This window comes from Streptomyces sp. NPDC050418, from assembly GCF_044458745.1.
Classification (GTDB): Bacteria; Actinomycetota; Actinomycetes; order Streptomycetales; family Streptomycetaceae; genus Streptomyces.
In genome coordinates, this window is sequence record NZ_JBITIG010000007.1 from 504,469 (window position 1) to 531,360 (window position 26,892).

Below are 26,892 nucleotides of genomic sequence, written 5' to 3' on the forward strand. Positions count from 1 at the left end.
GCCCCTTCGCCGTACGGGAGGAATCAGCGGTCGACGATGCGGTCGAACTGCGTCGTGGTGTGCCGCAGATGGGCCACCAGCTCCTCGCCCACCTTGGGCTCCGCGGAGTCGCTCGGCACGAACAGGATCGAGACCTGCATGTGCGGGGGCTCGGCGAACCAGCGCTGCTTGCCGGACCAGACGAACGGCGACAGGTTCCGGTTGACGGTCGCGAGGCCCGCGCGGGCCACGCCCTTGGCGCGCGGCATGACGCCATGCAGCGCCTTGGGCGCCTCCAGGCCCACACCGTGCGACGTACCGCCGGCGACGACCACGAGCCAGCCGTCGGAGGCGGCCTTCTGCTGGCGGTAGCCGAAGCGGTCGCCCTTGGCGACGGGCGTGACGTCCAGGACCGCGCCGCGGTACTCGGTGGAGTCGTGGTCGCCCAGCCACAGCCGCGTGCCGATGCGGGCGCGGAAGCGGGTCTGCGGGAACTGCTGCTGCAGCCGCGCCAGTTCCTGCGCGGAGAGGTGGCTCACGAACATCGTGTGCAGCGGGAGACGGGCCGCGCGCAGCCGGTCCATCCAGCCGATGACCTCCTCGACGGCGTCCGAGCCGTCGGTGCGGTCGAGCGGCAGATGGATGCCGAAACCTTCCAGCCGGACATCCTCTATGGCCGCGTGCAGCTGCCCGAGCTCCTGCTCGCTGACACCGTGCCGCTTCATCGAGCTCATCACCTCGATGACGACGCGCGCGCCGACGAGGCCGTGCACGCCCTCCACGGAGGAGACGGAGCGGATGACGCGGTCCGGCAGCGGCACCGGCTCCTCGCCCCGGCGGAACGGGGTCAGGACGAGCAGGTCACCGCTGAACCAGTCCTTGATCCGGGCGGCTTCGTACGTGGTGCCGACGGCCAGCATGTCGGAGCCGAGCCGGGTCGCCTCCTCGGCGAGCCGCTCATGGCCGAAGCCGTAACCGTTGCCCTTGCAGACGGGGATGAGACCCGGGAACTGTTCGAGCACCTGCTTGTGGTGTGCACGCCAGCGCGCGGTGTCGACGTAAAGCGTGAGCGCCATGGCCGGACCCGGAACCTTTCTCGTGTCTGCGGTGTATCAAAGGTATGAAACGCAATTGCTCTCGGTCGGCCATGTTGCCGACTCGATACGTGAAGTCAGCGGCGCGACATGTAGATGTCGAGCGCCTTGTGCAGCAGCTTGTTCAGCGGGAAGTCCCACTCACCGACGTACTCGACGGCCTCGCCGCCCGTGCCCACCTTGAACTGGATGAGGCCGAAGAGGTGGTCGGTCTCGTCGAGCGAGTCGGAGATGCCGCGCAGGTCGTAGACGCTGGCGCCGAGCGCGTAGGCGTCGCGGAGCATCCGCCACTGCATCGCGTTCGAGGGCCGGACCTCACGGCCGATGTTGTCGGAGGCGCCGTAGGAGTACCAGACGTGCCCGCCGACCACGAGCATCGTCGCGGCCGCGAGGTTCACCCCGTTGTGCCGGGCGAAGTACAGCCGCATCCGGTTGGGGTCTTCAGAGTTGAGCGCCCGGAACTGCTGCTGGAAGTAACTGAGCGGACGGGGGCGGAACTTGTCGCGGACCGCCGTGATCTCGTACAGCCGCTGCCACTCGGCGAGGTCCTCGTAGCCGCCCTGGACGACCTCGACACCGGCCTTGTCGGCCTTCTTGATGTTGCGGCGCCACAGCTGGTTGAAGCCCTTCTGGACCTCGTCGAGCGAGCGGCCGGCGAGCGGCACCTGGAAGACGTAGCGGGGCTGCACGTCACCGAAGCCGGCGCCACCGTCCTCGCCCTGCTGCCAGCCCATGCGGCGGAGCTTGTCGGAGACCTCGAAGGCACGCGGCTCGATGTGCGTCGGCTCGATGTCGCGCAGGCGCTTGACGTCAGGGTTCTGGATGCCGGCCTTGATCGCGGGGGCGTCCCACTTCCGGATCACGACGGGCGGGCCCATCTTCACGGAGAAGGCGCCCTGCTGCTTGAGGTGGGCGAGCATCGGCTTGAGCCACTCGTCCAGGTTCGGGGCGTACCAGTTGATGACCGGGCCCTCGGGGAGGTACGCGAGATAGCGCTTGACCTTGGGGAGCTGGCGGTAGAGGACGAGCCCCGCACCGACGAGCTCACCCGTCCTGTCGTCGAACCAGCCGAGGTTCTCGGAGCGCCATTCGCTCTTCACATCAGCCCACGCCGGGACCTGGCAGTGGCTCGCCGAGGGCAGGCTCTGGATGTACGCCAGATGCTGCTCGCGGCTGATGGTCCTCAGGGTCAGGCTCATGCGGGGCGCTCCTCGGTCGGTGTGTCCCCAAGGGTTAGGGGTTCCGGCTCTCGCGCCGAAGCCTACTGCGCCGGTGTCGCGCCCCGAATGGGCGCATGCGGGCTCGGCCCGTCCGGTGTGCTGTCCGGAGGGCCGAGCCCAGGTCCATGGGGAGCGGCGGTACGCCGGGGCGTACGAGGAGTGCGGCCGCGCGTACGCGGTGTGCGGCGGGGTCAGCCGCCGATCACGCCGCCGAACAGGCCGCCGTGAGCCATGCCGAGGAAGAAGCCGACGGCCGAGGCGCCGAGCCCGATGATCAGCAGGGTCCGCTCGCGGGTCGTCGCGGAGATGAACTGCCCGTAGCCGCCCGTCAGGATCCCGATGAGACCCGTCCAGGAGCTGAGCAGATGGAGGTTGTGGAACTGCGCCGAGACGAAGGCCGTGAGGCCGAGCACCAGGGTCACCGCGAGCAGTGTGTCCTGGAGCGGGTGGGGTTTGCCGTCGGTCGCGAAGAGAGAGGTCGCGGTATTGGGTCGCATTGCCTGTGCCATGGGAGGCACCTCCTGGCATGAGCGGCGCATCGTAGCGCTGTGGACACCCGATGTGTACAGATTGCGGCTCTTTACCACCGGATTTCAACCGGAACGCATGAGGCAGGTACTCTGTAACGTCTGCAGCGGTGTCTGCCCAGGTCTCCTGGGCTTCCACGGCCGGTGCTCCGCCTCCGCGGGGCCCGATTGTCAGTGGCGACCGATACCGTTGCGAGCGCATCACAACCCTCCTGCCACGGAACGACCGTGGCCGCTGAGTCCAAAGGAGGTGGGTTACACATGCGTCACTACGAAGTGATGGTCATCCTCGACCCCGATCTCGAAGAGCGTGCCGTTTCGCCGCTGATCGAGAACTTCCTCTCCGTTGTCCGTGAGGCCAACGGGAAGGTGGAGAAGGTCGACACCTGGGGCCGTCGTCGTCTCGCGTACGAGATCAAGAAGAAGCCCGAGGGCATCTACTCGGTCATCGACCTGCAGGCCGAGCCTGCGGTCGTCAAGGAGCTCGACCGCCAGATGAACCTGAACGAGTCGGTCCTCCGGACCAAGGTCCTCCGCCCCGAGACCCACTGAACCTCCGGTTCAGCGGTATCGGGATCTGAGTAGCAGCAAGCAGCCAGCAGCAACCCGCCGAGAGGTATCTCCCATGGCAGGCGAGACCGTCATCACGGTCATCGGCAATCTCGTCGATGACCCCGAGCTGCGCTTCACCCCCTCCGGTGCGGCGGTCGCGAAGTTCCGTGTCGCGTCCACTCCCCGCACCTTCGACCGGCAGACCAATGAGTGGAAGGACGGCGAAAGCCTGTTCCTGACCTGCTCGGTCTGGCGTCAGGCGGCGGAGAACGTCGCGGAGTCGCTCCAGCGAGGCATGCGCGTCATCGTGCAGGGCCGGCTGAAGCAGCGGTCCTACGAGGACCGTGAGGGCGTCAAGCGCACGGTCTACGAGCTGGATGTCGACGAAGTCGGCGCCAGCCTGCGCAGTGCCACCGCCAAGGTCACCAAGACCAGTGGTGGCGGCGGCGCCCGTCAGGGCGGTGGCGGATACGGCGGCGGTGGCGGCCAGCAGGGCGGCGGCAACTGGGGCGGTGGCTCCGGTGGTGGTCAGCAGCAGGGCGGCGGAGCTCCCTCCGACGACCCCTGGGCGACCAGCGCGCCGGCCGGTGGCGGCCAGCAGCAGGGCGGCGGCGGTGGCGGCTGGGGCGGAAGCTCCGGCGGCAACGGCGGCGGCTACTCGGACGAGCCCCCCTTCTAGGCCTTCGGGCCGGGGTTGGGCTTACCCAAACTTCTTGATCACACAGGAGAAACACCATGGCGAAGCCGCCTGTGCGCAAGCCGAAGAAAAAGGTCTGCGCTTTCTGCAAGGACAAGGTCCAGTACGTGGACTACAAGGACACGAACATGCTGCGGAAGTTCATTTCCGACCGCGGCAAGATCCGTGCCCGCCGCGTGACCGGCAACTGCACGCAGCACCAGCGTGACGTCGCCACGGCCGTCAAGAACAGCCGTGAGATGGCGCTGCTGCCCTACACGTCCACCGCGCGATAAGGGAAGGGTGACCGAAAAATGAAGATCATCCTCACCCACGAGGTCTCCGGCCTCGGCGCTGCCGGCGACGTCGTCGACGTCAAGGACGGCTATGCCCGCAACTACCTGATCCCGCGGAAGTTCGCTATCCGCTGGACCAAGGGTGGCGAGCAGGACGTGGCGCAGATCCGCCGCGCTCGCAAGATCCACGAGATCCAGACCATCGAGCAGGCCAACCAGATCAAGGGCCAGCTCGAGGCCGTCAAGGTTCGCCTTGCCACCCGCTCCGGCGACGCCGGTCGTCTCTTCGGTGCCGTGACCGCGGCCGACATCGCCACGGCGATCGAGGCTGCCGGTGGCCCGAAGGTCGACAAGCGTCGTGTCGAGCTGGGCGCGCCGATCAAGGTGCTCGGTGCCCACGAGGCGTCCGTGCGTCTGCACCCCGAGGTTGCCGCCAAGGTGACCATCGAGGTTGTCGCCGCGTAAGCGCTGCGCTGGCTTTCAGCGTGTGAGGGGCCGTATCCGTTTCGGATGCGGCCCCTCTCGCTGTGTGCGGCCTATCCCGCCGGGGTGTTTCACGTGAAACGTGCCGCACCCGGGGGTGCTGTTTGGGGCTTCGCCCCTTGCCCCCTGTCGCGCCTTAAGGGCGCTCGTCCTCAAACGCCGGACGGGCTGGGAGTGCCCGTCAGCCGGGAACTCAGCGCGTTGCCCCCGTCACGATCCAGCGGCCCGAGCGGGTGCGGTGCCAGAGGGTCAGGAGGCGGACCGTCATCATCAGGGTCATCGCCAGCCAGAGGGTCATCAGGCCGCCGCCGATCGTGGGGACGAGCAGGGCGACCGGGGTGAAGACCGCCAGGGTGACGAGCATGGCGCCGGCGAGGTAGGGGCCGTCACCGGCGCCCATCAGGACGCCGTCGAGGACGAAGACGACTCCGGAGATCGGGACCGAGAGGGCCACCACGATCAGGGCGGGCAGCGCGGTGTCCTGGACGGCCGTGTCGCCGGTGAACAGGGGCAGGAAGAGCGGGCTGGTCACGACCACGAGCAGGCCGAGGACCACTCCCGAGACGATGCCCCACTGCACCATCCGACGGCAGGCGCCCCGGGCGCCCTCCTCGTCACCGGCGCCCAGGTAGCGGCCGATGATGGCCTGGCCCGCGATGGCGATGGCGTCCAGGGCGAAGGCCAGCAGGTTCCACAGGGAGATGATGATCTGGTGCGCGGCGATGTCCGTGTCGCCGAGCCGTGCCGCGACCGCGGTGGCGATCATCAGGATCGCGCGCAGCGAGAGCGTACGGACCAGGAGCGGTGCGCCGGCCTGGGCGCAGGCGCGGATTCCGGCGGCGTCCGGGCGCAGGGAGGCGTGATGCTTTCGGGCGCCGCGGACCACGACCACGAGATATGCGGCCGCCATCCCGTACTGGGCGATCACGGTGCCCCAGGCGGAGCCCGCGATGCCGAGGCCGGCGCCGTAGACGAGTCCCGCGTTGAGGGCGGCGTTGGCCGTGAAGCCCGCGATGGCCACGTACAGCGGGGTCTTCGTGTCCTGCAGGCCGCGGAGCACGCCCGTGGCGGCGAGCACGATGAGCATCGCGGGGATGCCGATCGCGGAGATCCGCAGATAGGTGACCGCGTAGGGAGCGGCGGTGTCGGAGGCGCCGAGGAGGTCGACGACCGAGGGGGCCGTGGGCAGGATGACGGCGAGGGTGGCGGCGCCGAGCAGTATCGCGAGCCAGATGCCGTCCATGCCCTGGCGGATCGCGGACTGCAGATCGCCCGCGCCGACCCTGCGGGCGACGGCCGCGGTGGTCGCGTACGCGAGGAAGACGAAGATGCTGACGGCGGTGAGCAGCAGGCTGGAGGCCACCGCGAGACCGGCGAGCTGAGCGGTGCCGAGGTGCCCCACGACGGCGCTGTCGACCATCACGAAGAGCGGTTCGGCGACGAGTGCGCCGAAGGCCGGGAGCGCGAGCGCGATGATCTCGCGGTCGTGGGCCCGGCGGGCCGCTTTGGAGGTCGAGGGAGCCTGTGTCATGGCCACCAATCTAATCTTCCACAGGTAATGGATGCAAGGGTATTGTGACTATTACGAACCGGCGGCGGGGGCCGATCTCGGCGCGTCGTCAGCCGGGATCTTGGGCCGACTGGGGAAGTTTTTCCCATGCACAGCGGGTGGACAAGGAAGTTGCAGGTCAGAGGGTGTTTGTGGAGAAGCCTGAGGGCTTGTTCACAGCACTGTCCACCGGGCCGTGCACAGGATTGGCGGGGTTCTCCACAGCATCCGGCCCGTTATCCACAGAGCCTGTGGATAACCAGATTGGCTGACGGTGCCCGGGGCCCTACCGTGGTCCGGCGCCCGCGTCTTTCTCCCGCCCGCGGACCCGGTGGATTCCGGTACCGGAAACCCCTCGGATCCGTCGCGTCGGAAGCGGAGTCGGGCCGTCGATTTGTCAGTGTCGTGCCGTAGGAATGAAGGGCACGGCGAGGTCCGCTCGGCGGACGGGAGGAGGTGGCCCGGTGAGTATTTCCGAGCCCTTGGACGACCCGTGGGCCGACAGCGGTCCGGGTGATCGTCTCCCTGCATCCCGCCGGCGCGGCGAGGGCGGCCGGGGCCGTGACGAGCAGCATGAGCGCGGCCGCGACGGCGGTTCGTGGGACGGCGGCTCGGCCTTCGAGCGCGTACCGCCGCAGGATCTCGACGCGGAGCAGTCGGTGCTCGGCGGCATGCTCCTGTCCAAGGACGCGATCGCCGATGTCGTCGAGGTCATCAAGGGCCATGACTTCTACCGGCCGGCCCACGAGACGATCTTCACCGCGATCCTCGACCTCTACGCGAAGGGCGAGCCGGCCGACCCGATCACCGTCGCGGCCGAGCTGGTCAAGCGCGGCGAGATCACCAAGGTCGGCGGCGCCCCGTATCTCCACACCCTCGTGCAGACGGTGCCCACCGCGGCCAATGCCGAGTACTACGCGGAGATCGTCCACGAGCGCGCCGTCCTGCGCCGCCTCGTCGAGGCCGGCACGAAGATCACGCAGATGGGATACGCGGCCGACGGCGATGTCGACGAGATCGTCAACAGCGCGCAGGCCGAGATCTACGCGGTCACCGAGCAGCGCACCAGCGAGGACTACCTGCCGCTCGGCGACATCATGGAGGGCGCGCTCGACGAGATCGAGGCGATCGGCTCCCGTAGCGGCGAGATGACCGGTGTGCCCACCGGCTTCAGCGACTTCGACTCGCTCACCAACGGTCTGCACCCGGGCCAGATGATCGTCATCGCGGCCCGACCCGCCATGGGTAAGTCCACGCTGGCCCTGGACTTCGCCCGCGCGGCCTCGATCAAGAACAACCTGCCCAGCGTCATCTTCTCCCTCGAAATGGGGCGCAACGAGATCGCGATGCGTCTGCTTTCGGCGGAGGCGCGGGTGGCGCTGCATCACATGCGGTCCGGCACGATGACCGACGAGGACTGGACGCGCCTGGCGCGCCGTATGCCCGAGGTATCCGCGGCCCCGCTCTACATCGACGACTCGCCGAACCTGTCGATGATGGAGATCCGCGCCAAGTGCCGCCGCCTCAAGCAGCGCAATGACATCCGGCTCGTGATCATCGACTATCTGCAGCTGATGCAGTCCGGTGGCTCGAAGCGTTCCGAGTCCCGTCAGCAGGAAGTCTCGGACATGTCCCGTAACTTGAAGCTTCTGGCCAAGGAGCTGGAAGTCCCGGTGATCGCGCTCTCACAGCTGAACCGTGGCCCGGAGCAGCGTACGGACAAGAAGCCGATGGTCTCCGACCTGCGTGAATCCGGCTCGATCGAGCAGGACGCGGACATGGTCATCCTGCTGCACCGCGAGGACGCGTACGAGAAGGAGTCCCCGCGCGCGGGCGAGGCGGACATCATCGTGGGCAAGCACCGTAACGGCCCGACCGCGACGATCACCGTGGCCTTCCAGGGCCATTACTCGCGGTTCGTGGACATGGCGCAGACCTGATCCGGGTCCGCGGCCCCGGATCAGGTCAGCCCGGTGCGTTCTCGGTTCAGGCCGGCTCGTTCAGGCCAGCTCGGCGACCAGGATCACGATGCCCGGGGCGGCCTGGCTCAAGGCCCCGCGCCAGAGCTTGGGTTCGGAGAGGGCGAGGATGATGCCGCCGCCGGTCATGAACGCGGCGACGTAGAGGATCAGCGAGCGGGCGACCGTCTCGTGGCCCAGGTGCAGTGCCACGAAGCCGGCGATCATGCCACCGGCCAGGAAGAGGTTGTAGAACCCCACGTTGAAGCGCCACAGCCGGACCTCGGGCGCGTCCGCGGTGCTCCCGGTGAGGAACTCGCGGACCCAGGCCTGCCGGCTGTAGAGGAAGCTCTCCAGCGGCCAGACGAAGATATGGACCGCCGCGGCGATCAGCGCGAACACCTGACTGACGATGTGCATGCCCGCATGGTCGTACGGGGGCGAAAGCCGCGGAAGCCCTCGCGCACCGAAACCGGTCCACATCCATCCGGTCGGCCGAGCGCGCGGAAACGCCCGGCGCGCTCGTGGCGAAATCGCCTCGACCCAGGCCCCGTTCACGCGATGGACTGTCCCGTATGACGTCATCCGGAAGCAGTTCAGCCACTCCCGCAGCCAGTTCGGACACCTCCGCAACGAGGTCGGGGAGCCCCGCCGCCTGGCAGGCGCTTCTCCCCTCGACCCGCCGCGCGCTCGACCACCGCGTGGCCGTCGCGCAGGCGGAGGGCCGGGCGCCCTCGGTCGTCGCCGCGGTCGCGCGCGACGGCGAGATCGTGTGGGAGGGCTCCGCGACCTCCGTCGACGGGCACGGGCCCGACGGCGATGTGCAGTACCGGATCGGGTCGATCACCAAGACCTTCACCGCCGTCCTGGTGCTGCGGCTGCGCGACGAAGGGCTGCTCGATCTCGGGGACCCGATCGGCAAGCATCTGCCGGACACGGGTGTCGACGAGGTGACCGTCGGTCAACTGCTCGCGCACACCGCCGGGTTGGCGGCCGAGACGCCAGGCGGCTGGTGGGAGCGGACGCCCGCGTCCGAGCGGCCGGAGCTCGCGGATGTGCTGGGCGAGGACCCGTACCGGCATCCGGTCGGCCGGCGGCACCACTACTCCAACCCCGGCTACACGCTGCTCGGCTCACTCGTCGCGAAGCTGCGCGGTGCGCCGTGGGAGGACGTGCTGCGGCGCGAGATCCTCGAACCGCTGGGTCTCACGCGCACCTCGCCGCAGCCCGAGGCCCCGTACGCGGGCGGCTGGGCGGTGCACCCGTGGGCGGACGCGCTGCTGCCCGAGCAGGTCGAGGACCTGGGGCTGATGGCGCCCGCCGGACAGCTCTGGTCCACGACGCGCGACCTGGCGCGCTTCGCGCTCTTCCTCGCGCAGGGCGACGAGCGGGTGCTGAGCGCCGAGACCGTACAGGAGATGCGCACCCCCGCGGCACCCCTGGAGGAGGGGGACTGGGACGCCTCGTACGGGCTCGGGGTGCAGGTCTTCCGGCGGGAGGGCGGTTCGCTGGCCGGGCACGGGGGCTCGCTGCCCGGATACCTCGCCTGCCTTCTGTTCAGCGCCGACGACGGGCTGGCCGCCGTGGCGCTCACCAACTGCACCTCCGGTCCGCTGATGGGTGCGCTCGCCGGTGAGCTTCTCCACCTGGTGGCGGAGGCGGAGCCGCGCTTCCCGGAGCCGTGGCGCCCGCTGCCCGAAGTCGACCCGCGGGTACTGGAGTTGGCGGGTCCCTGGTACTGGGGTACCCACGCCTTCGGGCTCCGGGTGCTCGCCGACGGGATCGAGCTGGGTCCGCTGGAGGGCCGCGGGCGCTCGGCGCGGTTCCGTGCGGAGGAGGACGGGACCTGGACCGGGCTCAACGGGTACTACGCGGGTGAGTCGCTGCGGCCGGTACGGCGGGCGGACGGCGCGCTGAGCCACCTCGACCTCGGCTCGTTCGTCTTCACACGGGAGCCGTACGAGGCGGGGGCGCCGGTGCCGGGCGGGGTGGATCCCGAGGGGTGGCGGGGGCTGAAGCCGCAGGGGGAGTGAGCGGGCTCGCGTGTCGAGCCTGAACCGGGCCGGGGGTCGTGTTTCACGTGAAACACGACCCCCGGCCTCGTACATCTCGCTGCTCAGAGCGTCAGTTTGAAGCCCACGTGGGAGGGCTCGAAGCCGAGCCGCTCGTAGAAGCGGTGCGCGTCGGTACGGGTCGCGTCCGAGGTCAGCTGCACCAACTGGCAGCCCTGGCGCCGGGATTCGTCCACCGCCCACTCGATGAACCGCGTCCCGAGCCCGCTGCCGCGCTCGCCGGAGTGGACCCGTACGCCTTCGATGACCGAGCGGGTGGCGCCGCGGCGGGAGAGACCGGGGATCACCGTCAGCTGCAACGTGCCGACGACCTCGTCCCCGCGGACCGCGACCATCACGTGCTGATGCGGGTCGCCGGCCAGTCGCTCGAAGGCCGTGCGGTACGGGGTGAGGTCGTCGGGGGACTCGCGCCGGGCGCCCAGCGGGTCGTCGGCGAGCAGGGCCACGATGGCGGGGATGTCCTGGGCGGACGCGGGGCGGATCTCGAGATCACTCATGGGGCGACCCTACGCACGGCCGCGACGGCCTACGCGGGCACCTTGAGCTCTTCGACCGCGCGCACCAGCGGCGCCAGCTCCGGCTGCCCGGCGGCCTCGTCGAGGGCCTCGCGCAGGGCCGCCTCGTTGGTGGGGCGGGCGGCGGTCAGGAGGGTGCGGCCCTCCTCGGTGACATCGGTGTAGATGCCGCGGCGGTCGGTGTCGCAGATGTAGCGCATCAGCAGCCCGCGGTCCTCCAGGCGGGCCACGAGGCGCGTGGTCGCGCTCTGGCTCAGCACCACCGCGTCGGCGACCTGCTTCATCTGCAGATGGCCGCCGGGGCCGCTGTGCTGCCGGCTCAGGACGTCGAGCAGCGAGTACTCGCGGACGCTCAGGTCATGGGCGCTCTGCAGGGCCTTCTCGATACGGGCCTCGATCTGGCCGTGGAGCAGCGAGAGCGCGCACCAGCTCTGCGCGAGGGCGGTCATCGCGGGGTCGGTGGCGGTCATGGCTCTCTCCTCCTCGTCGAGGTCTTCTCACCCAGGATAGGGCACGAGTGCAATAGCCCGCGCTTGCAATTAGTCAGCGTCTGCAATTATTGTGGACGCTCGTAAGGCGCTGGAGCAATCGTACGGCGCATCCAGCCGACCTGGCCTCCGGCCCGTTCCGGCGCACACCATGGAAGGTGAACCCCCATGCCTCTCGCACTCCTGGCCCTCGCGATCGGGGCCTTCGGGATCGGGACCACCGAATTCGTGATCATGGGGCTGCTCCCCGAGGTCGCCGCCGATTTCGATGTCTCCATCCCCCTCGCCGGCTATCTCGTCACCGGCTATGCCCTCGGCGTCGTCCTCGGTGCCCCGCTGATGACCGCGCTCGGCACCAAGGTCTCGCGCAAGCGGATGCTGATGCTGCTCATGGGCCTGTTCATCGTGGGCAATGTGCTCTCCGCCCTCGCTCCCGCCTTCGGCGTCATGCTGATCGGCCGGGTCGTGGCCTCGCTCGCCCACGGTGCGTTCTTCGGCATCGGCTCCGTCGTCGCGGCCGAGCTGGTCGCGCCCGAAAAGAAGGCCGGCGCCATCGCGATGATGTTCACCGGTCTGACCGTGGCCAACGTGGTCGGAGTCCCGCTCGGCACGCTCGTCGGACAGAGCGTCGGCTGGCGCGTCACCTTCGGGATCGTCGCCGCGCTCGGAGTCGTCGGACTGCTCGGTGTGGCCAAGCTGGTCCCGGACCTGCCCAAGCCCGAAGGCGTACGGCTGCGCCATGAGCTCGCCGCGTTCCGCAACGTCCAGGTGCTGCTCGCCATGGCGATGACCGTGCTCGGCTTCGGCGGTGTCTTCGCGGCGATCACCTACATCACACCGATGATGACCGAGGTCGCCGGCTACGCCGACTCCTCCGTGACCTGGCTGCTCGTCCTGTTCGGCCTGGGCATGGTGGGCGGCAACCTCATCGGCGGCAAGTTCGCCGACCGCGCGCTGATGCCGATGCTGTACGTGTCCCTCGGCGCCCTCGCCGTGGTCCTCGGCCTCTTCACGCTCACCGCGCACAACAAGGTCGCGGCCGCGGTCTCCATAGTGCTGGTCGGCGCGCTCGGCTTCGCCACGGTGCCGCCGCTGCAGAAGCGGGTGCTCGACCAGGCCGCCGGGGCCCCGACGCTCGCCTCCGCCGTCAACATCGGCGCCTTCAACCTCGGCAACGCGCTGGCCGCCTGGCTCGGCGGCGTGGTCATTGCGGCCGGCCTCGGCTACACGGCCCCGAACTGGGTCGGCGCGCTCCTTGCCGCCTCCGCGCTGGTCCTCGCCTTCGTCTCGGCCGCCCTGGAACGCCGCCGGCCGGCGGGCACCCGGGTCGTCGCGAGCGGCGCGCCCGCCGCTCAGGCCGCTGACCCCGCCGCTCAGGCCGCGGCTGCGGTCCCTGCCGGTCGCAGCTGAGCCCTTCCCCGTACTCCCGAACCAGAAGCCCCTCCCCGTACCCCCCGATTCACCAGAGCACCACCCCACACAGGAGAACCCATCATGAGCACCCCCCTCGCCCCCGCCCCGCTCTCCACCGCCGACGCGCAGTTCCTCGTGGACGCCGCGCATGAGGCCGCAGCGGGCGCCGGGGTCCCGGTGAGCGTCACCGTTCTCGACGCGGGCGGCCATCTGCTGGCCTTCCGCCGTGACGACCGTGCCGTTCTGATCGCCGGCGAGACCAGCACACGCAAGGCGTACACCGCGCTGCAGCTGAACGCCCCCACGGCCGACCTGGTCGAGGCCGTCCAGCCGGGCGCCCCCTTCCACACCCTTCCGACGGCCCTCGACCGTCCGCTGCTCTTCATCGCGGGCGGCATCCCGGTCCACCGCGACGGCCGGCTGATCGGCGCGATCGGCGTCGGCGGCGGCGCTCCCGAGCAGGACCACGGCTTCGCGACCGAGGCGCTGGCCAAGTCGGCGTGAACGCGTCCCCGCACGCGGGCTGAGAACGCTCGGGCGCGTCTCAGCCCGCGGCCACCGTCAGCGGTGCGAACCGCCGCTTCCAGTCGCCCGGCAGCTCGGGGATCCCGCGGGTCATCACCGCGTTGAAGGTGATCGGCGCCACGCCCTGGGACTTGATCCAGGTGAGGAGTTCCTCGTGGCGTACGTCGATGTCGGTGCGCAGGTCACGGTCGGTGCCCGCGGCGAGCGAGGCCACCAGGGACTTGGCCGTCTCCGTGTCCTGGGCGACCAGCGGGCCGATGACATGGGTGTCCATGTTGGGCCAGGCCGCCGCGTAGCCGATGAGCTCGCCGGACGGGGACTCCGCGACCCTCAACTGGTCGGCGAACGCGGGCAGTCGCGTCAGCATGTGGGTGCGGTCGGGGCCGAAGACCTCCGCGTCAAGACGCAGCAGCGCCGGGAGGTCCTCGGCGGTCGCCGCGCGGGTGGGGACGGAAGGGGCCGGTCCCGACGCACGGAACGGACCGCGCACCATCTCGGCGCGGCCGACGGTCTTGAAGCCGAGCTCCTCGTAGAGCGGCTGCCCGTTCGGCGTCGCGTGCAGCGCGATGGGGGAGGCCTCCAGGAGCGCGAGGATCTCCTGCATCAGGCGGCGGCCCACGCCCTGGCGGGCGTGCCGCCCGGCTACGAGGACCATGCCGATCGCCGCCAGCTCGGGCCGCTCCGAGGTGCCGTACGACGTGACCGTGCAGGCGGCCACCAGGCCGCCTGCGGGGTCATCGATGCCGTAGCCCTGTCCGGCGGAGAGGAGCAGGCCCCATTTGTGCTCTTCGCGGGGCCAGCCGCGGTCCTCGGAGAGGTCCGCGCAGAGCTTCACATCGCGCGGGGTGAGACGGCGTACGGGCAGGTCAGCAAGGGAAGGTGTCGACACGGAGGTCAGGCTGGCTGACGGACGGTCTTCGCGTCCAGTGTTTTCCGGCTGCCGGGGCGGTGCTTTCGGCCACTGTCCCTGTCCCTGTCCCTGTCCCTGTCCCTGTCACCGCCCTGCGCCCTGAGCCGGCGCCCGCGCTTCGTCAGGCCCCACGGCTTGAGCACCGAGATCACCGTCATGAAGACATACGCGGTGAGCGAGACGACCGGACCCATGATCAGGTCGGTGGGGTCGGGCAGCGCGCCGCCCGCGGCGACGATCTCGGCGTTATGCGTCACGCCGGGCCGCAGGGCGAAGACGGAGGCCAGGGTCGTGGCCAGGGTCAGCCAGAACTTGACGTAGACCCAGCGGTGCCGGGCCAGTCCCCATTTGGTGCCGAAGGACAGCAGGAGACCGCTCAGCAGGGTGAGCAGTGCCAGCGGGAGGACCAGCCAGTCCGCGAAGATCCGCATCGAGCGGACCGCGGCCTCCGTGGTGGCGGCGGAATCGGTGGTGATCGCCGCGGCGGCCAGCGCGAGCAGCCCGAGCGTGAGCCCGAGCCAGCCGGCGGCGGCGGTGACATGGACGACGAGGGTGGCCCGGCGAGCGGGGCGGCTGAGTTTCACGTGAAACACGGTGCCCGCCCGCGCGGGGCCAGGTCGTCTGACAGCGGGAGTAACCCTGCGTACTAGCGTCGGCGTACACCCCGTAGCGTCGGCGCACATGGCACGCCTTCACCTCTTCGACCTCGACGGCACCCTGCTCATGGGCACCGCCGCACCCATCGAGATCTCGCTGCAGCTCGGGCTGGGTGACGAGATCGCCGTGATCGAGCAGGAATTCGTGAACGGCAGGCTGCGCCCCGCGGAGTACGCGCAGCGCGTGCGCGAGCTCTGGGCCGATCTGACGCCCGCGGATGTCACGGCGGCTTTCGAGGGCGCGCCGTGGATGTCCGGGATCCGGGAGGCGTGGGCGCAGATCAGGGCCCGCGGCGAATACGTCGCGGTGGTCTCGCTCTCCCCGTCGTTCTTCGTGGAGCGGCTCCTCGGCTGGGGCGCGCACGCGGCGCACGGCTCGGTCTTCCCGAGCGTGCCGTTCACCGCTCCCGTCGATCCCACGGGCGTTCTCGACGCAGCGGGCAAGCTGCGGATCGCGGATTCCCTGTGCGCCGCGTTCGGGCTGACCCGCAGCGATTGCGTGGCGTACGGAGACTCACTGACGGATGCCGAACTCTTCGCCGCCATCGGTGAATCCGTGGCCGTGAACGCGGATCACCTCCTGGCGGAACGCGCCCGCTACACCTATACGGGCCACGATCTGCGCGAAGCCTGCGAACTCGTGGTGCCCCGGCATGGGGTCACCGGAGCCTAATGGCAGGGAGAGATTGTTTACCGGAGCTTTCCGTAATTTGTCCGGTGGTGCGAAGCGCGGTGCGATGCTGCGCTGGCGGGACTGCGGCCCGCACCCCCCGCTCGAAGCGCACCTTTCGAGGCACCCATGGACGCTCCGACCACGTCGTCGGCCGAGTACGAAAGGGCCGGTGACGCCGCCCTCATACGGCGCACGATGGCCGAGATCCACCCCATCGCCGACCAGGTCACCTCGTACTTCTACGCGCTGCTCTTCGTGCACCACCCGCAGCTGCGGAACCTGTTCCCCGCCTCGATGGACACCCAGCGCGACCGCCTCCTCAAGGCGCTGCTCACCGCCGCCGAGCACATCGACAACAAGAAGATCCTCGTCGCGTACCTGGAGCATCTGGGCCGCGGCCACCGCAAATACGGTACGCAGCACAAGCACTACCCGGCCGTCGGCGAGGCACTGCTCGGGGCCCTGAGCCACTACGCGACCCACACCTGGAACCCGGAGACCGAGGCCGCCTGGGTGCGCGCGTACACCGAGATCTCCCAGGTGATGATCGACGCCGCGGCCGACGACGAGCGGCAGGCGCCGCCCTGGTGGTACGCGGAGGTCGTCTCGCACGATCAGCGCACCCCCGACATCGCGGTGGTCACCGTCCGCCCCGACCAGCCGTACCCCTTTCTCGCCGGGCAGTACACGACCCTGGAGACGCCGTGGTGGCCGCGGGTCTGGCGGCACTACTCCTTCGCCTCGGCGCCGCGCCCCGACGGACTGCTCTCCTTCCATGTGAAGGCCGTCCCGGCCGGCTGGGTCTCCGGTTCCCTGGTGCACCGCGCCCGCCCCGGCGACACCCTGCGGCTCGGCCCGCCCGCGGGCACGATGACCGTCGACCACTCCACCGACGACGGGCTGCTCTGCCTCGGCGGCGGAACCGGCATAGCGCCCATCAAGGCGCTGATCGAGGACGTGGCCGAGCACGGCGAACGCCGCCCCGTCGAGGTGTTCTACGGGGCGCGCACCGACTACGACCTCTACGACATCGACACCATGCTGCGGCTGCAGCAGTCCCACCCCTGGCTCGCCGTCCGCGCCGTGATCGACGCCCCGGGCCGCCGCGAGGAGCAGCTCCAACTGCCGGACGCGGTACGCGAGTACGGGCCGTGGAACGAGTACGACGCGTACTTGTCCGGCCCGCCCGGCATGATCCGCAAGGGCATCGACGCGCTGCTCGGCGCCGGGGTGCCCTCCGCGCGCATCCGGCACGACGAGTTCGAGGAACTCATCGCGGCCGCGGGCCGCTGAGCCCCCGGACGGGCCGGTCGCCGCGCCCCTCCCCGAACGGACCGGCTGTCAGCCCAGATCGGGCGCGTGCATCGCTCGTACCCCCTCGATATTGCCGTCCAGGTAGTGCCGCAGCGACAGCGGTACGAGATGGACGGAGGCGATCCCGACCCGGGTGAACGGGATCCTGACGATCTCGTACTCGCCGATCCCCTCCTCCATCTCCGGGCCGTGCCGCAGCGAGGGGTCCATGGACTCCAGGCGGCAGACGAAGAAGTGCTGCACCTTGACGCCGGTCGCCCCGCCGTCGGCCCCGATGTGCTCGACGGTGTCGACGAAGCAGGGCACGACATCGGTGACCTTCGCGCCGAGCTCCTCGTACACCTCGCGGTGCAGGGCGTCGACGACGGTCGCGTCCTCGGCCTCGACTCCCCCGCCGGGGGTGACCCAGTAGGGATCGATGCCGGGCTTGGTGCGTTTGATCAGAATCAGGTTCTCGCCGTCGAGCAGGACGGCACGTGCGGTGCGCTTGACCACGGGTCGGACGGTCATGGTGGAAATGTGGCCCGTTACGTTTCACGTGAAACACGGCGGCAGTCCTGAGCCGTCGTGAGCCGGAGCGCGGAGCCGGTTTCCGCACCGGGCTCTCAGGTCCAGTCGGTCCCCGCGCCGAGGAGCCATTCGTGCGCCCGCGCGATGTGCGGCATGGCGAGCGTGCCGGTCCGTACGACAAGGAAGTACGTACGCAGCGGCGGTACGGCCGGTTCGAGCAGGGCGACCACGTCACGGCGGGCCAGCGCCGCCTCGCACAGATAGCGAGGCAGCACCGCGAAGCCCGCGCCCGCGGTCGCGCAGGCGAGGACGGCCCGCAGATCCGGGACGACGACGGTGCCCGCGGTGGAGGGCCGGGAGTCGAAGACGGCGGCCCAGTAGCGGGAGACCAGCGGCAGCGATTCATGCACCTCGACGACCGGCAGGCCCTCCAGGGCGAGCGCTCCATGGCGGCGCACCGCCGTGGCGCCGATCTTCTGCTGCCAGGACGGGGCGGCGACCAGGACATGCTCCTCGTCGCAGAGCGCGGTCGCGGTGAGCAGTCCGCCGCGTGGCCGGGCCGCGGAGATCGCGAGGTCGTGATGGCCGGCCGCCAGGCCCTCCAGAGTCTCCTCGGCGGTGCCGAACGTCGCGCGGAGCGTGAAGCCCTGGCCGTCCGCACCGGTCAGTTCGGTGAGCGCGGGCAGCGCGCGCTCCGCGGTGAACTCGGGCGGTCCGGCCAGATGCAGGGTCCGCGCCGAGGACTCCTCGGCGATCCCGCTCTCCGCTATCTCGACCAGCGCGTCCAGATGCGGCGCGGCCTTGTGCGCCAGCTCGTCACCGATCGTCGTGGGCGTCACACCCCGCGCCTGCCGCAGGAACAGCGGCCGGCCCAACTGCCGCTCCAGGGTCCGGATCTGGGAGGTCACGGCCGGCTGGGAGAGGCCCAGGAGCGCGGCGGCGCGCGTGAAGGAGCCGGCCCGGTGCACCGTGACGAACGTCCGCAGCAGGGCCAGATCCATCCGTCCCCTCCCCTCCCGGGATGCCGTCCGGGGCGCCGCCCGTGCAGCGCTGCCTCACCGTGCTCGCCCGAACCCGCCCAACTATAAATAAGTCGATAGGTCTCTGTCGCTACCGTGATTGGACACTGACACAGAGTCAACTAGCCTTGTTTGCACGGTTCTTCGCGCGCAGAACCGGGACGGTCCGAGCCACGAGGGGGGAGGCTCGGGCCGTTCTTTGTACGTAGGCGGCGTAGTGCGAAGCAGTGAGCCGTGCAGGACGTGGCGGGCATTACGTACGGGACGCGTCCAGCGCGCGCAGCACATCCGTCACCAAGTCCTGGGGGTCCTCCGCGCCCACCGAGAAACGGATGAAACCTTCCGGGACCGCGTCCCCGCCCCACCGCCCACGCCGCTCGGCCGTGGACCGTACCCCGCCGAAACTCGTCGCCTCGTCGACGAGCCGCAGCTCCGCGAGGAAGCGCTCGGCGCGGGCGCGGGAGTCCAGCGTGAAGGAGACGATGCTGCCGAAGCGCCGCAGCTGGCGGGACGCGACGGCGTACGAGGGGTCGCCGGGCAGGCCGGGATAGCGCAGGCCGCTCACGTCGGCGTGGCTGCTCAGCTCCTCGGCCAGGAGGTGGGCGCCGGCACACTGCCGCGCGTGCCGCAGATCCAGGGTGGCCAGGGAGCGGTGCGCGAGCCAGGCCTCCATCGGTCCCGCGATGGCACCGACAAGCTTGCGCCAGCGCCGTACGGGCTCCATGAGCGCCGGATCGCGGGTGGTCACACAGCCGAGCAGCAGATCGCCGTGCCCGGTCAGGCCCTTGGTCGCGGCGGCCACGGAGAAGTCCGCTCCGAGGTCGAGCGGGCGCTGGCCGAGCGGGGTGGCCAGCGTGTTGTCCACGGCGACCAGCACCCCGCGCGCGTGCGCGGCCGCGGCCAGGGCGCGGATGTCGCAGACGTCGAGCCCGGGGTTCGACGGGGTCTCCAGCCACAGCAGCCGCGCGCCGTCGAGCAGCTCGCCCTGCGCGTCGCCGCCGGTGGGGGCGGTGCGGGTCTCGATGCCGTACGCCGTCAGCTGCTCCCGTACGAGCGGCAGCGCCTGGTAGCCGTCGGACGGCAGGACCACGGCGTCACCCGCGCGCAACTGCGAGAAGAGGACCGCGGAGATCGCGGCCATCCCGGACGCGAGGACCAGCGCCTCGGCCGGAGCGCCGGGGGATTCGAGCGTGGCGACGGCCCGCTCCAGAAGGCTCCACGTGGGGTTCTCGTCGCGGCCGTACGTGAAGGGGCCGGACGGGTCGCCCGCGAGGTGGTAGTGCGAGGTGAACACCGGCCCGGGGAAGGGCGGTTCGAACTGGACGGGCTCGGGGAGGCCGGCGCGCAGGGCGCGGGTGCTCTCGCCGAGAGGGAGGTCGTCGGCGGTTCCGGAGCCGTCGGCGGTCCCGGCGCCGTCCGCGCTCCCGGCCCCGACCGCCGCCCCGCCCGCCTCGTGCGGATTCACGCCGCCCCCCTCTCCCCGAGCCCGTCCCGTACGGCCGTCAGCAGGCCGGGGGCGGCCGACTCGACAAGTTCCAGGCACTCCTCGAAGCCCTCGCGCCCGCCGTAGTACGGATCGGGCACGTCCAGGTCGCCGGTGGCGTCCGGGTCGTACGAGCGGAGGAGGCGGACCTTGTCGGCGTCCGCCGGGGTCGGGGCGAGGTGGCGCAGGGCGCGCAGATGGCCCTCGTCCAGCGCGATCACCAGGTCGAGCCGCCCGAACCAGCCCGCCCGGAACTGGCGCGCGGCGTGCTCGCTGCCGTAACCGTGCTCCTCGAGGACGGCGACGGTGCGCGGATCCGCACCGTCGCCCTCGTGCCAGCCGCCCGTGCCCGCGCTGTCGACCTCGACCAGTCCGTCGAGGCCGGCCTCCGCCACGTACGCGCGGAAGACGTGCTCGGCCATCGGTGAGCGGCAGATGTTGCCGGTGCAGACGAAGCAGACCCGATAGGGCCCCCGTCGATCCGCCGTCCGTCGATCCGCCATCCGTCAGTCCTTGTCCGGCAGGACCATGTGCATCGCCCACGACACGATGCTGATGATCAGGCCGCCGACCAGGGCCGACCAGAAGTTCTCGACATGGAAGCTGAGCTCCAGCTTGCCCGCGAGCCAGGACGTGAGCATCAGCATCAGCGCGTTGACCACCAGGGTGATCAGTCCGAGCGTCAGGATGAACAGCGGCAGCGTCAGCAGCTTCACGATCGGCTTGACCAGGAAGTTCACCAGGCCGAAGACCAGCGCGACCAGGATCAGCGACAGCACCTTGCGCGGTGTGGAGTGGCCCTGGAGCGTGATGCCCTCGACGATCCAGATCGCCACGGCGAGCGCGGCCGAGTTGGCGATCGTCTTGACTACGAAATTCTTCATGTGTCTGATCGTGGCAGACGTGATCGCCGCCGGGCACCGGCGTGCGGCAGCAGGTGAGGGAGCGGCAGCGAATGAAGGCCTTCCGGCTGGACGAGCTCGACGTGGAGCGGGCCGCCAACGACGGGGCGTATCTGCAGTTTCTGCGCGAGCGGAACATGTCGGTCGGCCTCTACGCCCTGGACGCCGGGCAGACCGACCCCCAGCAGCCGCACCAGCAGGACGAGGTCTACATGGTGGTCAGCGGGCGGGCCTCGCTCACGGTCGGGATGGAGACGACGACCGTGGGGCGCGGGAGTGTCGTGTACGTGCCGGCCGGGGTGCCGCACAAGTTCCACCACATCAGCGAGGACCTGCGGGTCCTGGTGGTGTTCTCGCCGCCCGAGGGCTGAGCCGCCGCGCGCGGCCCGCCGGGGTCGCGCCCCGGGGATCCCTAGGGGTTCGGTCAGGGAAGGAACAGGGCTGCGAGGCCCCCACGGGGCACCCCTGTCCGCCTAGCATCGAGGGCAGGAGCTCACAGGGAGGTCCAGGAGACCGCAGGCCGGGGACCGGCCCGACGAAAGGCAGGACGCCATGAAGGACATACTCGCGGGGATGCCGTGGTGGGTGAAGTGGATCGCGATTCCGGTCCTGGCCCTCGTGGTGTTCGGCAGTCTGCTCTGGTCGCTCATCGGCTTCGTCGTCGGGCTGCTCTTCAAGGTCCTGGTCTTCGCGGCGCTCGTCGGCGGACTGATCTACCTCGTACGCAAGTTCAAGGAAGGCAGCGGCTCCGGCTCGCGCAGCGAGTGGTGAGCAACGGCTCGCGCAGCGAGTGGTGAGCAACGGCTCGCGCAGCGAGTGGTGAGCACAATGCCGGGCGAACGCACCCCATAGCACGTTCCGTTCGCTCGGCCGAGGGAAGTTTCCGGCCATGGCCTGCGCGGCAGGTCCGCTGCCGTTACAGTCCGGATTCCGACGCGGGGCGCGCGCCCCGCGCGATCGGACCGCCCACCCCCGCACCCCCCACAAGGGCGGGGGTTCCCTCGCGCCTGGGGAGTGCACCGTGGCCACGGCAGATTCCGTCACCGCCCCGTCCCCCACCGCCTCGGCCGGCCCGTCCGCGCCGACCCTGATCGGGTCCGTGCAGCGGGCGTTGCGGCTGCTCGAGGCGGTTTCCGCGCATGCCGGCGGCGCCCCGGCGAAGCAGCTGGCCCGCGAGGCGGGCATGCCGCTGCCGACCGCGTACCACCTGCTGCGGACCCTCGCCCACGAGGGCTATCTGCTGCGCGACAAGGGCCTCTATGTCCTCGGTGACGCGGCGGAGCGCCTCGCGAGCAGCGGGGCCAAGGAAAAACGTCGCACCATGATCGGCGAGGTCATGGAGCACTGGCGCGATGTGATCGGCGTTCCCACGTACTTCGCGCTCTACCGCGACGGCGAGGTCGCGGTCGAGGCCGTCGCCGACAGCCAGGGCGCCCGGGCCGTCGAGGAGTGGGCCGACTTCCGGCAGACCGCCCACGCCCACGCGATCGGCCAGTGCCTGCTCTCGCAGCTCGACACGGAGTCCCAGCGGGACCATCTCTCGCGGCACCGCGTGCAGTCGATCACCCCGTACACCGTCCGCGACGAGAAGACGCTGCTGCGCCGCTTCGCCGCCCTGGGCCGGATGCAGCCGGTGATCGAGCGGCAGGAGTACGCGCTCGGCCAGGTCTGCGCGGCCATCCCCATCACCGCCGGCAGCACCGCCGCCACCATGGCGATCTCGCTGCCCGCGCACCAGGCGGCCCGGCTGCTGCCCGCCGCACGGAGGCTGCAGACGGAGGTGGGACGGAAGCTGGGCACCCTGGCGTTCTCGATCAGTCTGTGAGCACTGCACCGATTCCGGTTTGTGAGCACTGCACCGATTCGTGAGCGTCACCACCTCCCCCGGTCACCCTCCGAAGTGCCGTGGCGAGTGCTTGTACGGGTGTGGCGCATGGTCTATCAGTATCTGAAAACTCACTCCTTGTGATCCGATGAGCACGTTCAGCAAACTGCCAGGAGTATCGGGAACATGATTCCTGATCACCTTTTGCAGGGGCCTGGCCCTCTCAAACTCAACACGCGGCAGACGACGGAACGACGGGGTAGGCGATGCGCGAGTCCGTACACGCAGAGGTCATGATGAGTTTTCTCGTCTCGGAGGAGCTCTCCTTCCGGATTCCGGTGGAGCTCCGGTACGAGACAGGTGACCCCTATGCCGTGCGCCTGACTTTCCATCTGCCGGGAGACGCCCCGGTGACCTGGGCATTCAGCCGCGAGCTCCTGGTCGACGGCGTCAACCGGCCCTGCGGCGACGGCGATGTGCACATCGCGCCGCACGGCAGCGACCCGCTGAGCGATGCGCTGATCCGGCTCCAAGTGGGCACCGACCAGGCCCTGTTCAAGGTCTCCATCGCGCCCCTGATCGCCTTCCTCGACCGTACGGACCGGCTGGTCCCGCTCGGCCAGGAGCGCGCCCTCGCGGACTTCGACACGCACCTCGACGATGCGCTCGGGCGCATCCTGGCGGACAGCACGGGCTGAGGGCCGTACACGGCAAGGGCAGCCGAAGCCCCGTACGGGCCTCAGCGCTTGCGCCGCCGCCCGCGGCCCCGGCCCGCACGCGCCGCACCCGCCCCGGCGGGCGCCGCGTCCCCCTTGTCCCGCGCCACCACCAGCGCCGCGAGCGCCGTCGTCACCGGGACCGAGGCCACCAGGCCGATCGAGCCCACCAGGGTCCGTACGATCTCCTCCGCGACCAGCTCGCTGTTGGCCACCGTCCCCACGCTCGACTGCGCGATCGAGAAGAGCAGCAGCAGGGGCAGAGCCGCGCCCGCGTACGCGAGGACCAGGGTGTTGACCACGGACGCGATGTGGTCGCGGCCGATCCGGATGCCCGCGCGGTACAACTGCCGCGCGGACATGGACGGGTCGGCCTGGTGCAGCTCCCAGACCGCCGAGGTCTGGGTGACCGTCACGTCGTCGAGCACACCGAGCGAACCGATGATGACGCCCGCGAGCAGCAGACCGCTCATGTCGATCTCCGGGTAGAGCCCGTGGATCAGACCGGTGTTGTCGTCCGTGTTGCCGCTCAGCGCGGCCCAGCCGATGAACAGCGAGCCGAGCAGCCCGATCAGGAGCAGCGAGATCAGGGTGCCGAGCACCGCCACGGACGTACGGGCCGTCAGACCATGGCACATGTACAGCGCGAGCAGCATGATCGCGCTCGCCCCGACCACCGCCACCACCAGCGGATTCGAGCCCTGGATGATCGCCGGCAGGATGAACAGGGTGAGCACCGCGAAGCTCACCGCCAGCGCCACCAGCGCCATCACGCCGCGCATACGGCCCACCACGACCACGGCCAGCGCGAAGATCCCGGCCAGCAGCCACATCGGGGTGGAACGGTTCACGTCGACCACCGAGTACTGCAGTTCCTCCGGCGCCTTGGGGGCGTAGGCGACGACGACCTCCTGCCCCTCGTGCAGCTTCCGTGACGAGTCCGGCTGGACGATCTCGGTGAACTTCCGTCCCTTGCCCGGGCCTTCGGTGACCTCGACCGTCGCCTTCGCGCACTCGCCGCCCTTCGCGCCCGGCTCCGCCGGCGCCGTGTCACCGGCTCCCGGCTGCTGCTCCGGCGTCTGCCCCGCGTTGACGTCCGCGCAGTCGACCTCCTGGACGTCGACGACCTTCGCCGCGTACATCTGCCGGTCGAAGCCGACACCGGTGCGCTCGTGCTCCGGGGCGCCGTCCGGCCAGAGCACCACAAGGCCCGCGAGGACCGCCACCGCGAAGGGGATCAGCACGGCGGCGATCACCTTGCGCAGGTGGCGCGAGACGGGGGCGGCGGGGCCGTGGCTGTGGGAGTGGCCGTGGCCGTGATGCTCCGGAGGCCGAGGGGGACGGGGAGGCTGTGGGGGTGGCTCAGGCGCGGTGGTCATGGACCGATCATCGCAACAAGACGGGGGCCCTCTGTTCAGCGCGCCCGGCATGACGCTAGCGTGGGGGCACCTTTGCACACGCGGGAGCTCGGAGCACCGGGCTGAGAGGGCGCTGACCTCCGTACGAGATGTACGGACACGGCTGCGTCGACCGCCGAACCTGTTACCGGGTAATGCCGGCGTAGGGAGTAGGTCTCATGACCACACAGGACACACGCACGCCTGCCTCCAGCAGCTCCACCGATGCTGAGGCCGGGAAGTCCATCGGCTGGCACAAGGCATACGTCCAGGGCTCGCGCCCGGACCTGCAGGTGCCGGTGCGCCAGGTGCATCTCACCAACGGCCAGTCGGTCACGCTGTACGACACCTCCGGGCCGTACACCGATCCGCACGCCGAGACCGACGTCCGCCGCGGCCTCGCGCCCCTGCGCGAGAACTGGATCATCGCGCGCGGCGACACCGAGGAGTACGCGGGCCGCCCCGTCCGCCCCGAGGACGACGGCATCAAGCACACCTCGCCGCGCGGCGGGAACCTCCGCAACCTCGACGCGGTCTTCCCGGGCCGCCCGCGGCTGCCCCGCCGGGGCCGCGCCGGACAGGCCGTGACGCAGCTCGCGTACGCCCGCCGCGGCGAGATCACCCCCGAGATGGAATACGTCGCGATCCGCGAGAACGTCGCCCCCGAAGTCGTACGGGACGAGATCGCCGCAGGCCGCGCCGTACTCCCGGCGAACGTGAACCACCCGGAGATCGAGCCGATGATCATCGGCAAGCGGTTCCTGGTGAAGGTCAACGCCAACATCGGCAACTCCGCCGTCACCTCCTCCATCGAGGAGGAGGTGGACAAGATGACCTGGGCCACCAAGTGGGGCGCCGACACGGTCATGGACCTCTCCACCGGCCGCAACATCCACACCACGCGTGAGTGGGTCCTTCGCAACTCCCCGGTCCCGATCGGCACCGTCCCGCTCTACCAGGCCCTGGAGAAGGTCGACGGCCGCGCCGAGGAGCTGACCTGGGAGATCTACAAGGACACGGTCATCGAACAGGCCGAGCAGGGCGTGGACTACATGACCGTCCACGCGGGCGTCCGCCTCCCGTACGTACCGCTCACGGCCAACCGCAAGACCGGCATCGTCTCCCGCGGCGGCTCGATCATGGCCGCGTGGTGCCTCGCGCACCACAAGGAGTCCTTCCTGTACGAGCACTTCGAGGAGCTCTGCGAGATCCTCGCCGCGTACGACGTCACGTACTCCCTCGGCGACGGCCTGCGCCCCGGCTCGATCGCGGACGCCAACGACCGCGCGCAGTTCGCGGAGCTGGAGACGCTTGGCGAACTGAACAAGATCGCCAAGGCGCATGACGTCCAGACCATGATCGAGGGCCCGGGCCATGTCCCGATGCACAAGATCAAGGAGAACATCGACCTCCAGCAGGAGATCTGCGAGGAGGCCCCGTTCTACACGCTCGGCCCGCTGACCACGGACATCGCGCCCGCCTACGACCACATCACGTCGGGCATCGGGGCCGCGATGATCGGCTGGTGGGGCACGGCGATGCTCTGCTACGTCACGCCCAAGGAGCACCTGGGCCTGCCGAACAAGGACGACGTCAAGACGGGCGTGATCACCTACAAGATCGCCGCCCACGCCGCCGACCTCGCCAAGGGCCACCCCGGCGCCCAGGACTGGGACGACGCCCTCTCGGACGCCCGCTTCGAGTTCCGCTGGGAGGACCAGTTCAACCTGGCCCTGGACCCGGACACGGCCCGCGAGTTCCACGACGAGACGCTGCCGGCGGAGCCGGCGAAGACGGCGCACTTCTGCTCGATGTGCGGGCCGAAGTTCTGCTCGATGAAGATCTCCCAGGACATCCGCCGCGAACACGGCGGTACGCAGGCGGAGGTCGAGGCGGGTATGGCGGAGAAGTCGAAGGAGTTCGCGGCGGCGGGGAATCGGGTCTATCTGCCGATCGCGGACTGATTCGGCTCCGCACCGCCGCGCCGGGCCCGCGACCCACGGGGGTGGGGGGGGGCCCCGCCCCCCCCCCCGCCGGGGGGGGGCCCGGGCGCCGAAACCCAGGTCGAAGTAGGGATTACCCCCGTGATAATCCACCCGGTTGGGAGCAATATCATTTGCAAGTGAACAAACAAAAACTG

Annotated in this window: 29 protein-coding genes, 1 pseudogene and 1 riboswitch; of the genes and pseudogenes, 15 read left to right on the plus strand and 15 right to left on the minus strand. The window is 70.1% G+C overall.

Annotation, left to right across the window (positions count from 1 at the left end):
• Window positions 1-23 precede the first annotated feature (23 nt).
• The 3 genes from ACIBI4_RS20060 to ACIBI4_RS20070 form a co-directional block, all read right to left on the minus strand.
• Window positions 24-1,055: an alanine racemase gene (locus ACIBI4_RS20060; RefSeq protein WP_399205255.1), complete on the minus strand. Its 1,032-nt coding sequence runs from the start codon at window positions 1,053-1,055 to the stop codon at window positions 24-26.
• 95 nt (window positions 1,056-1,150) lie between these two features.
• The gene (locus ACIBI4_RS20065; protein ID WP_399205256.1) at window positions 1,151-2,272 is read right to left on the minus strand and encodes a lipid II:glycine glycyltransferase FemX; all 1,122 of its coding nucleotides are present in this window, start codon (window positions 2,270-2,272) and stop codon (window positions 1,151-1,153) included.
• A gap of 212 nt (window positions 2,273-2,484) precedes the next feature.
• Window positions 2,485-2,802, minus strand: a complete 318-nt coding sequence (locus ACIBI4_RS20070; RefSeq protein ID WP_399205257.1) for a hypothetical protein — start codon at window positions 2,800-2,802, stop codon at window positions 2,485-2,487.
• A 279-nt stretch (window positions 2,803-3,081) separates the two neighbouring features.
• Here ACIBI4_RS20070 and rpsF point away from each other — a divergent pair, with 279 nt between their 5' ends.
• The 4 genes from rpsF to rplI all read left to right on the plus strand — a co-directional run bounded on the left by rpsF (window position 3,082) and on the right by rplI (window position 4,809).
• Complete coding sequence (gene rpsF / locus ACIBI4_RS20075; protein ID WP_028804085.1) at window positions 3,082-3,372, plus strand: 30S ribosomal protein S6; 291 nt, start codon at window positions 3,082-3,084, stop codon at window positions 3,370-3,372.
• Window positions 3,373-3,445: 73 nt separating this feature from the next.
• Window positions 3,446-4,051, plus strand: coding sequence for a single-stranded DNA-binding protein (locus tag ACIBI4_RS20080; protein WP_399205258.1), 606 nt, complete (start codon window positions 3,446-3,448; stop codon window positions 4,049-4,051).
• 56 nt (window positions 4,052-4,107) lie between these two features.
• On the plus strand, window positions 4,108-4,344 hold the full coding sequence (rpsR, locus tag ACIBI4_RS20085) for a 30S ribosomal protein S18 (RefSeq protein WP_006381652.1): 237 nt from the start codon (window positions 4,108-4,110) through the stop codon (window positions 4,342-4,344).
• A gap of 18 nt (window positions 4,345-4,362) precedes the next feature.
• A complete protein-coding gene (gene rplI, locus ACIBI4_RS20090) occupies window positions 4,363-4,809 on the plus strand; it encodes a 50S ribosomal protein L9 (RefSeq protein ID WP_399205259.1) in 447 nt (148 codons plus the stop codon).
• A gap of 211 nt (window positions 4,810-5,020) precedes the next feature.
• Here rplI and ACIBI4_RS20095 read toward each other — a convergent pair whose 3' ends face one another.
• Complete coding sequence (locus ACIBI4_RS20095) at window positions 5,021-6,358, minus strand: MATE family efflux transporter (RefSeq protein ID WP_399205260.1); 1,338 nt, start codon at window positions 6,356-6,358, stop codon at window positions 5,021-5,023.
• A gap of 482 nt (window positions 6,359-6,840) precedes the next feature.
• Between ACIBI4_RS20095 and dnaB the strand changes: the two genes are divergently transcribed.
• The gene (gene dnaB / locus ACIBI4_RS20100; RefSeq protein WP_399205261.1) at window positions 6,841-8,316 is read left to right on the plus strand and encodes a replicative DNA helicase; all 1,476 of its coding nucleotides are present in this window, start codon (window positions 6,841-6,843) and stop codon (window positions 8,314-8,316) included.
• Between the two features lie 60 nt (window positions 8,317-8,376).
• Here the strand turns inward: dnaB and ACIBI4_RS20105 are convergent, their stop codons facing one another.
• Window positions 8,377-8,754 (minus strand): DUF1304 domain-containing protein, encoded by a 378-nt coding sequence (locus ACIBI4_RS20105; RefSeq protein WP_399205262.1) that lies wholly within the window; start codon window positions 8,752-8,754, stop codon window positions 8,377-8,379.
• Window positions 8,755-9,035: 281 nt separating this feature from the next.
• Between ACIBI4_RS20105 and ACIBI4_RS20110 the strand changes: the two genes are divergently transcribed.
• A complete protein-coding gene (locus ACIBI4_RS20110) occupies window positions 9,036-10,367 on the plus strand; it encodes a serine hydrolase domain-containing protein (protein ID WP_399205263.1) in 1,332 nt (443 codons plus the stop codon).
• 83 nt (window positions 10,368-10,450) lie between these two features.
• On the opposite strand, the gene ACIBI4_RS20115 is transcribed toward ACIBI4_RS20110, so the two are convergent.
• Both ACIBI4_RS20115 and ACIBI4_RS20120 read right to left on the minus strand, forming a co-directional pair.
• Window positions 10,451-10,903 (minus strand): GNAT family N-acetyltransferase, encoded by a 453-nt coding sequence (locus ACIBI4_RS20115; RefSeq protein ID WP_399205264.1) that lies wholly within the window; start codon window positions 10,901-10,903, stop codon window positions 10,451-10,453.
• A gap of 29 nt (window positions 10,904-10,932) precedes the next feature.
• Window positions 10,933-11,391, minus strand: a complete 459-nt coding sequence (locus tag ACIBI4_RS20120; RefSeq protein ID WP_399205265.1) for a MarR family winged helix-turn-helix transcriptional regulator — start codon at window positions 11,389-11,391, stop codon at window positions 10,933-10,935.
• 186 nt (window positions 11,392-11,577) lie between these two features.
• Between ACIBI4_RS20120 and ACIBI4_RS20125 the strand changes: the two genes are divergently transcribed.
• Window positions 11,578-12,819 (plus strand): MFS transporter, encoded by a 1,242-nt coding sequence (locus ACIBI4_RS20125; RefSeq protein ID WP_399205266.1) that lies wholly within the window; start codon window positions 11,578-11,580, stop codon window positions 12,817-12,819.
• A gap of 84 nt (window positions 12,820-12,903) precedes the next feature.
• Window positions 12,904-13,326: a heme-binding protein gene (locus ACIBI4_RS20130; RefSeq protein WP_399205267.1), complete on the plus strand. Its 423-nt coding sequence runs from the start codon at window positions 12,904-12,906 to the stop codon at window positions 13,324-13,326.
• Window positions 13,327-13,366: 40 nt separating this feature from the next.
• Here the strand turns inward: ACIBI4_RS20130 and ACIBI4_RS20135 are convergent, their stop codons facing one another.
• Both ACIBI4_RS20135 and ACIBI4_RS20140 read right to left on the minus strand, forming a co-directional pair.
• Complete coding sequence (locus ACIBI4_RS20135) at window positions 13,367-14,236, minus strand: GNAT family N-acetyltransferase (protein ID WP_399205268.1); 870 nt, start codon at window positions 14,234-14,236, stop codon at window positions 13,367-13,369.
• A gap of 5 nt (window positions 14,237-14,241) precedes the next feature.
• Window positions 14,242-14,841 carry a DUF2269 domain-containing protein gene (locus ACIBI4_RS20140; RefSeq protein ID WP_399205269.1) on the minus strand — a complete coding sequence of 200 codons (600 nt, stop codon included), beginning with the start codon at window positions 14,839-14,841 and terminating at the stop codon, window positions 14,242-14,244.
• 97 nt (window positions 14,842-14,938) lie between these two features.
• On the opposite strand from ACIBI4_RS20140, the gene ACIBI4_RS20145 reads away from it, so the two are divergent.
• Entirely contained in the window at window positions 14,939-15,586 is a 648-nt protein-coding gene (locus ACIBI4_RS20145; RefSeq protein WP_399205270.1) for an HAD family hydrolase, read from the plus strand.
• A gap of 171 nt (window positions 15,587-15,757) precedes the next feature.
• Window positions 15,758-16,879 (plus strand): annotated as a pseudogene (locus ACIBI4_RS20150) (globin domain-containing protein); the annotation flags it as partial.
• A gap of 48 nt (window positions 16,880-16,927) precedes the next feature.
• Here the strand turns inward: ACIBI4_RS20150 and ACIBI4_RS20155 are convergent.
• The 5 genes from ACIBI4_RS20155 to ACIBI4_RS20175 all read right to left on the minus strand — a co-directional run bounded on the left by ACIBI4_RS20155 (window position 16,928) and on the right by ACIBI4_RS20175 (window position 20,796).
• Entirely contained in the window at window positions 16,928-17,410 is a 483-nt protein-coding gene (locus tag ACIBI4_RS20155; protein ID WP_399205271.1) for an NUDIX domain-containing protein, read from the minus strand.
• 95 nt (window positions 17,411-17,505) lie between these two features.
• Window positions 17,506-18,411 (minus strand): LysR family transcriptional regulator, encoded by a 906-nt coding sequence (locus tag ACIBI4_RS20160; RefSeq protein ID WP_399205272.1) that lies wholly within the window; start codon window positions 18,409-18,411, stop codon window positions 17,506-17,508.
• A gap of 271 nt (window positions 18,412-18,682) precedes the next feature.
• Window positions 18,683-19,894: a cystathionine gamma-lyase gene (locus ACIBI4_RS20165; protein WP_399205273.1), complete on the minus strand. Its 1,212-nt coding sequence runs from the start codon at window positions 19,892-19,894 to the stop codon at window positions 18,683-18,685.
• Entirely contained in the window at window positions 19,891-20,415 is a 525-nt protein-coding gene (locus ACIBI4_RS20170) for a low molecular weight protein-tyrosine-phosphatase (RefSeq protein ID WP_399205274.1), read from the minus strand. The genes ACIBI4_RS20165 and ACIBI4_RS20170 overlap by 4 nt, the downstream gene beginning before the upstream one ends.
• 3 nt (window positions 20,416-20,418) lie before the next feature.
• Entirely contained in the window at window positions 20,419-20,796 is a 378-nt protein-coding gene (locus tag ACIBI4_RS20175; RefSeq protein WP_399205275.1) for a phage holin family protein, read from the minus strand.
• A gap of 71 nt (window positions 20,797-20,867) precedes the next feature.
• Here ACIBI4_RS20175 and ACIBI4_RS20180 point away from each other — a divergent pair, with 71 nt between their 5' ends.
• From ACIBI4_RS20180 to ACIBI4_RS20195, 4 genes are all read left to right on the plus strand, one after another.
• Window positions 20,868-21,185, plus strand: a complete 318-nt coding sequence (locus tag ACIBI4_RS20180) for a cupin domain-containing protein (RefSeq protein WP_399205276.1) — start codon at window positions 20,868-20,870, stop codon at window positions 21,183-21,185.
• 181 nt (window positions 21,186-21,366) lie between these two features.
• Window positions 21,367-21,585, plus strand: coding sequence for a DUF5326 family protein (locus tag ACIBI4_RS20185; RefSeq protein WP_399205277.1), 219 nt, complete (start codon window positions 21,367-21,369; stop codon window positions 21,583-21,585).
• A gap of 328 nt (window positions 21,586-21,913) precedes the next feature.
• Window positions 21,914-22,639, plus strand: coding sequence for an IclR family transcriptional regulator (locus ACIBI4_RS20190; protein ID WP_399205311.1), 726 nt, complete (start codon window positions 21,914-21,916; stop codon window positions 22,637-22,639).
• Between the two features lie 266 nt (window positions 22,640-22,905).
• The gene (locus ACIBI4_RS20195) at window positions 22,906-23,337 is read left to right on the plus strand and encodes an SsgA family sporulation/cell division regulator (RefSeq protein WP_399205278.1); all 432 of its coding nucleotides are present in this window, start codon (window positions 22,906-22,908) and stop codon (window positions 23,335-23,337) included.
• A gap of 41 nt (window positions 23,338-23,378) precedes the next feature.
• Here the strand turns inward: ACIBI4_RS20195 and ACIBI4_RS20200 are convergent, their stop codons facing one another.
• Window positions 23,379-24,734 carry a YibE/F family protein gene (locus ACIBI4_RS20200; RefSeq protein ID WP_399205279.1) on the minus strand — a complete coding sequence of 452 codons (1,356 nt, stop codon included), beginning with the start codon at window positions 24,732-24,734 and terminating at the stop codon, window positions 23,379-23,381.
• A gap of 70 nt (window positions 24,735-24,804) precedes the next feature.
• Window positions 24,805-24,939, plus strand: a riboswitch (TPP riboswitch).
• Here ACIBI4_RS20200 and thiC point away from each other — a divergent pair.
• Complete coding sequence (thiC, locus tag ACIBI4_RS20205) at window positions 24,932-26,716, plus strand: phosphomethylpyrimidine synthase ThiC (protein WP_399205280.1); 1,785 nt, start codon at window positions 24,932-24,934, stop codon at window positions 26,714-26,716. It overlaps the preceding riboswitch by 8 nt.
• Window positions 26,717-26,892 lie beyond the last annotated feature (176 nt).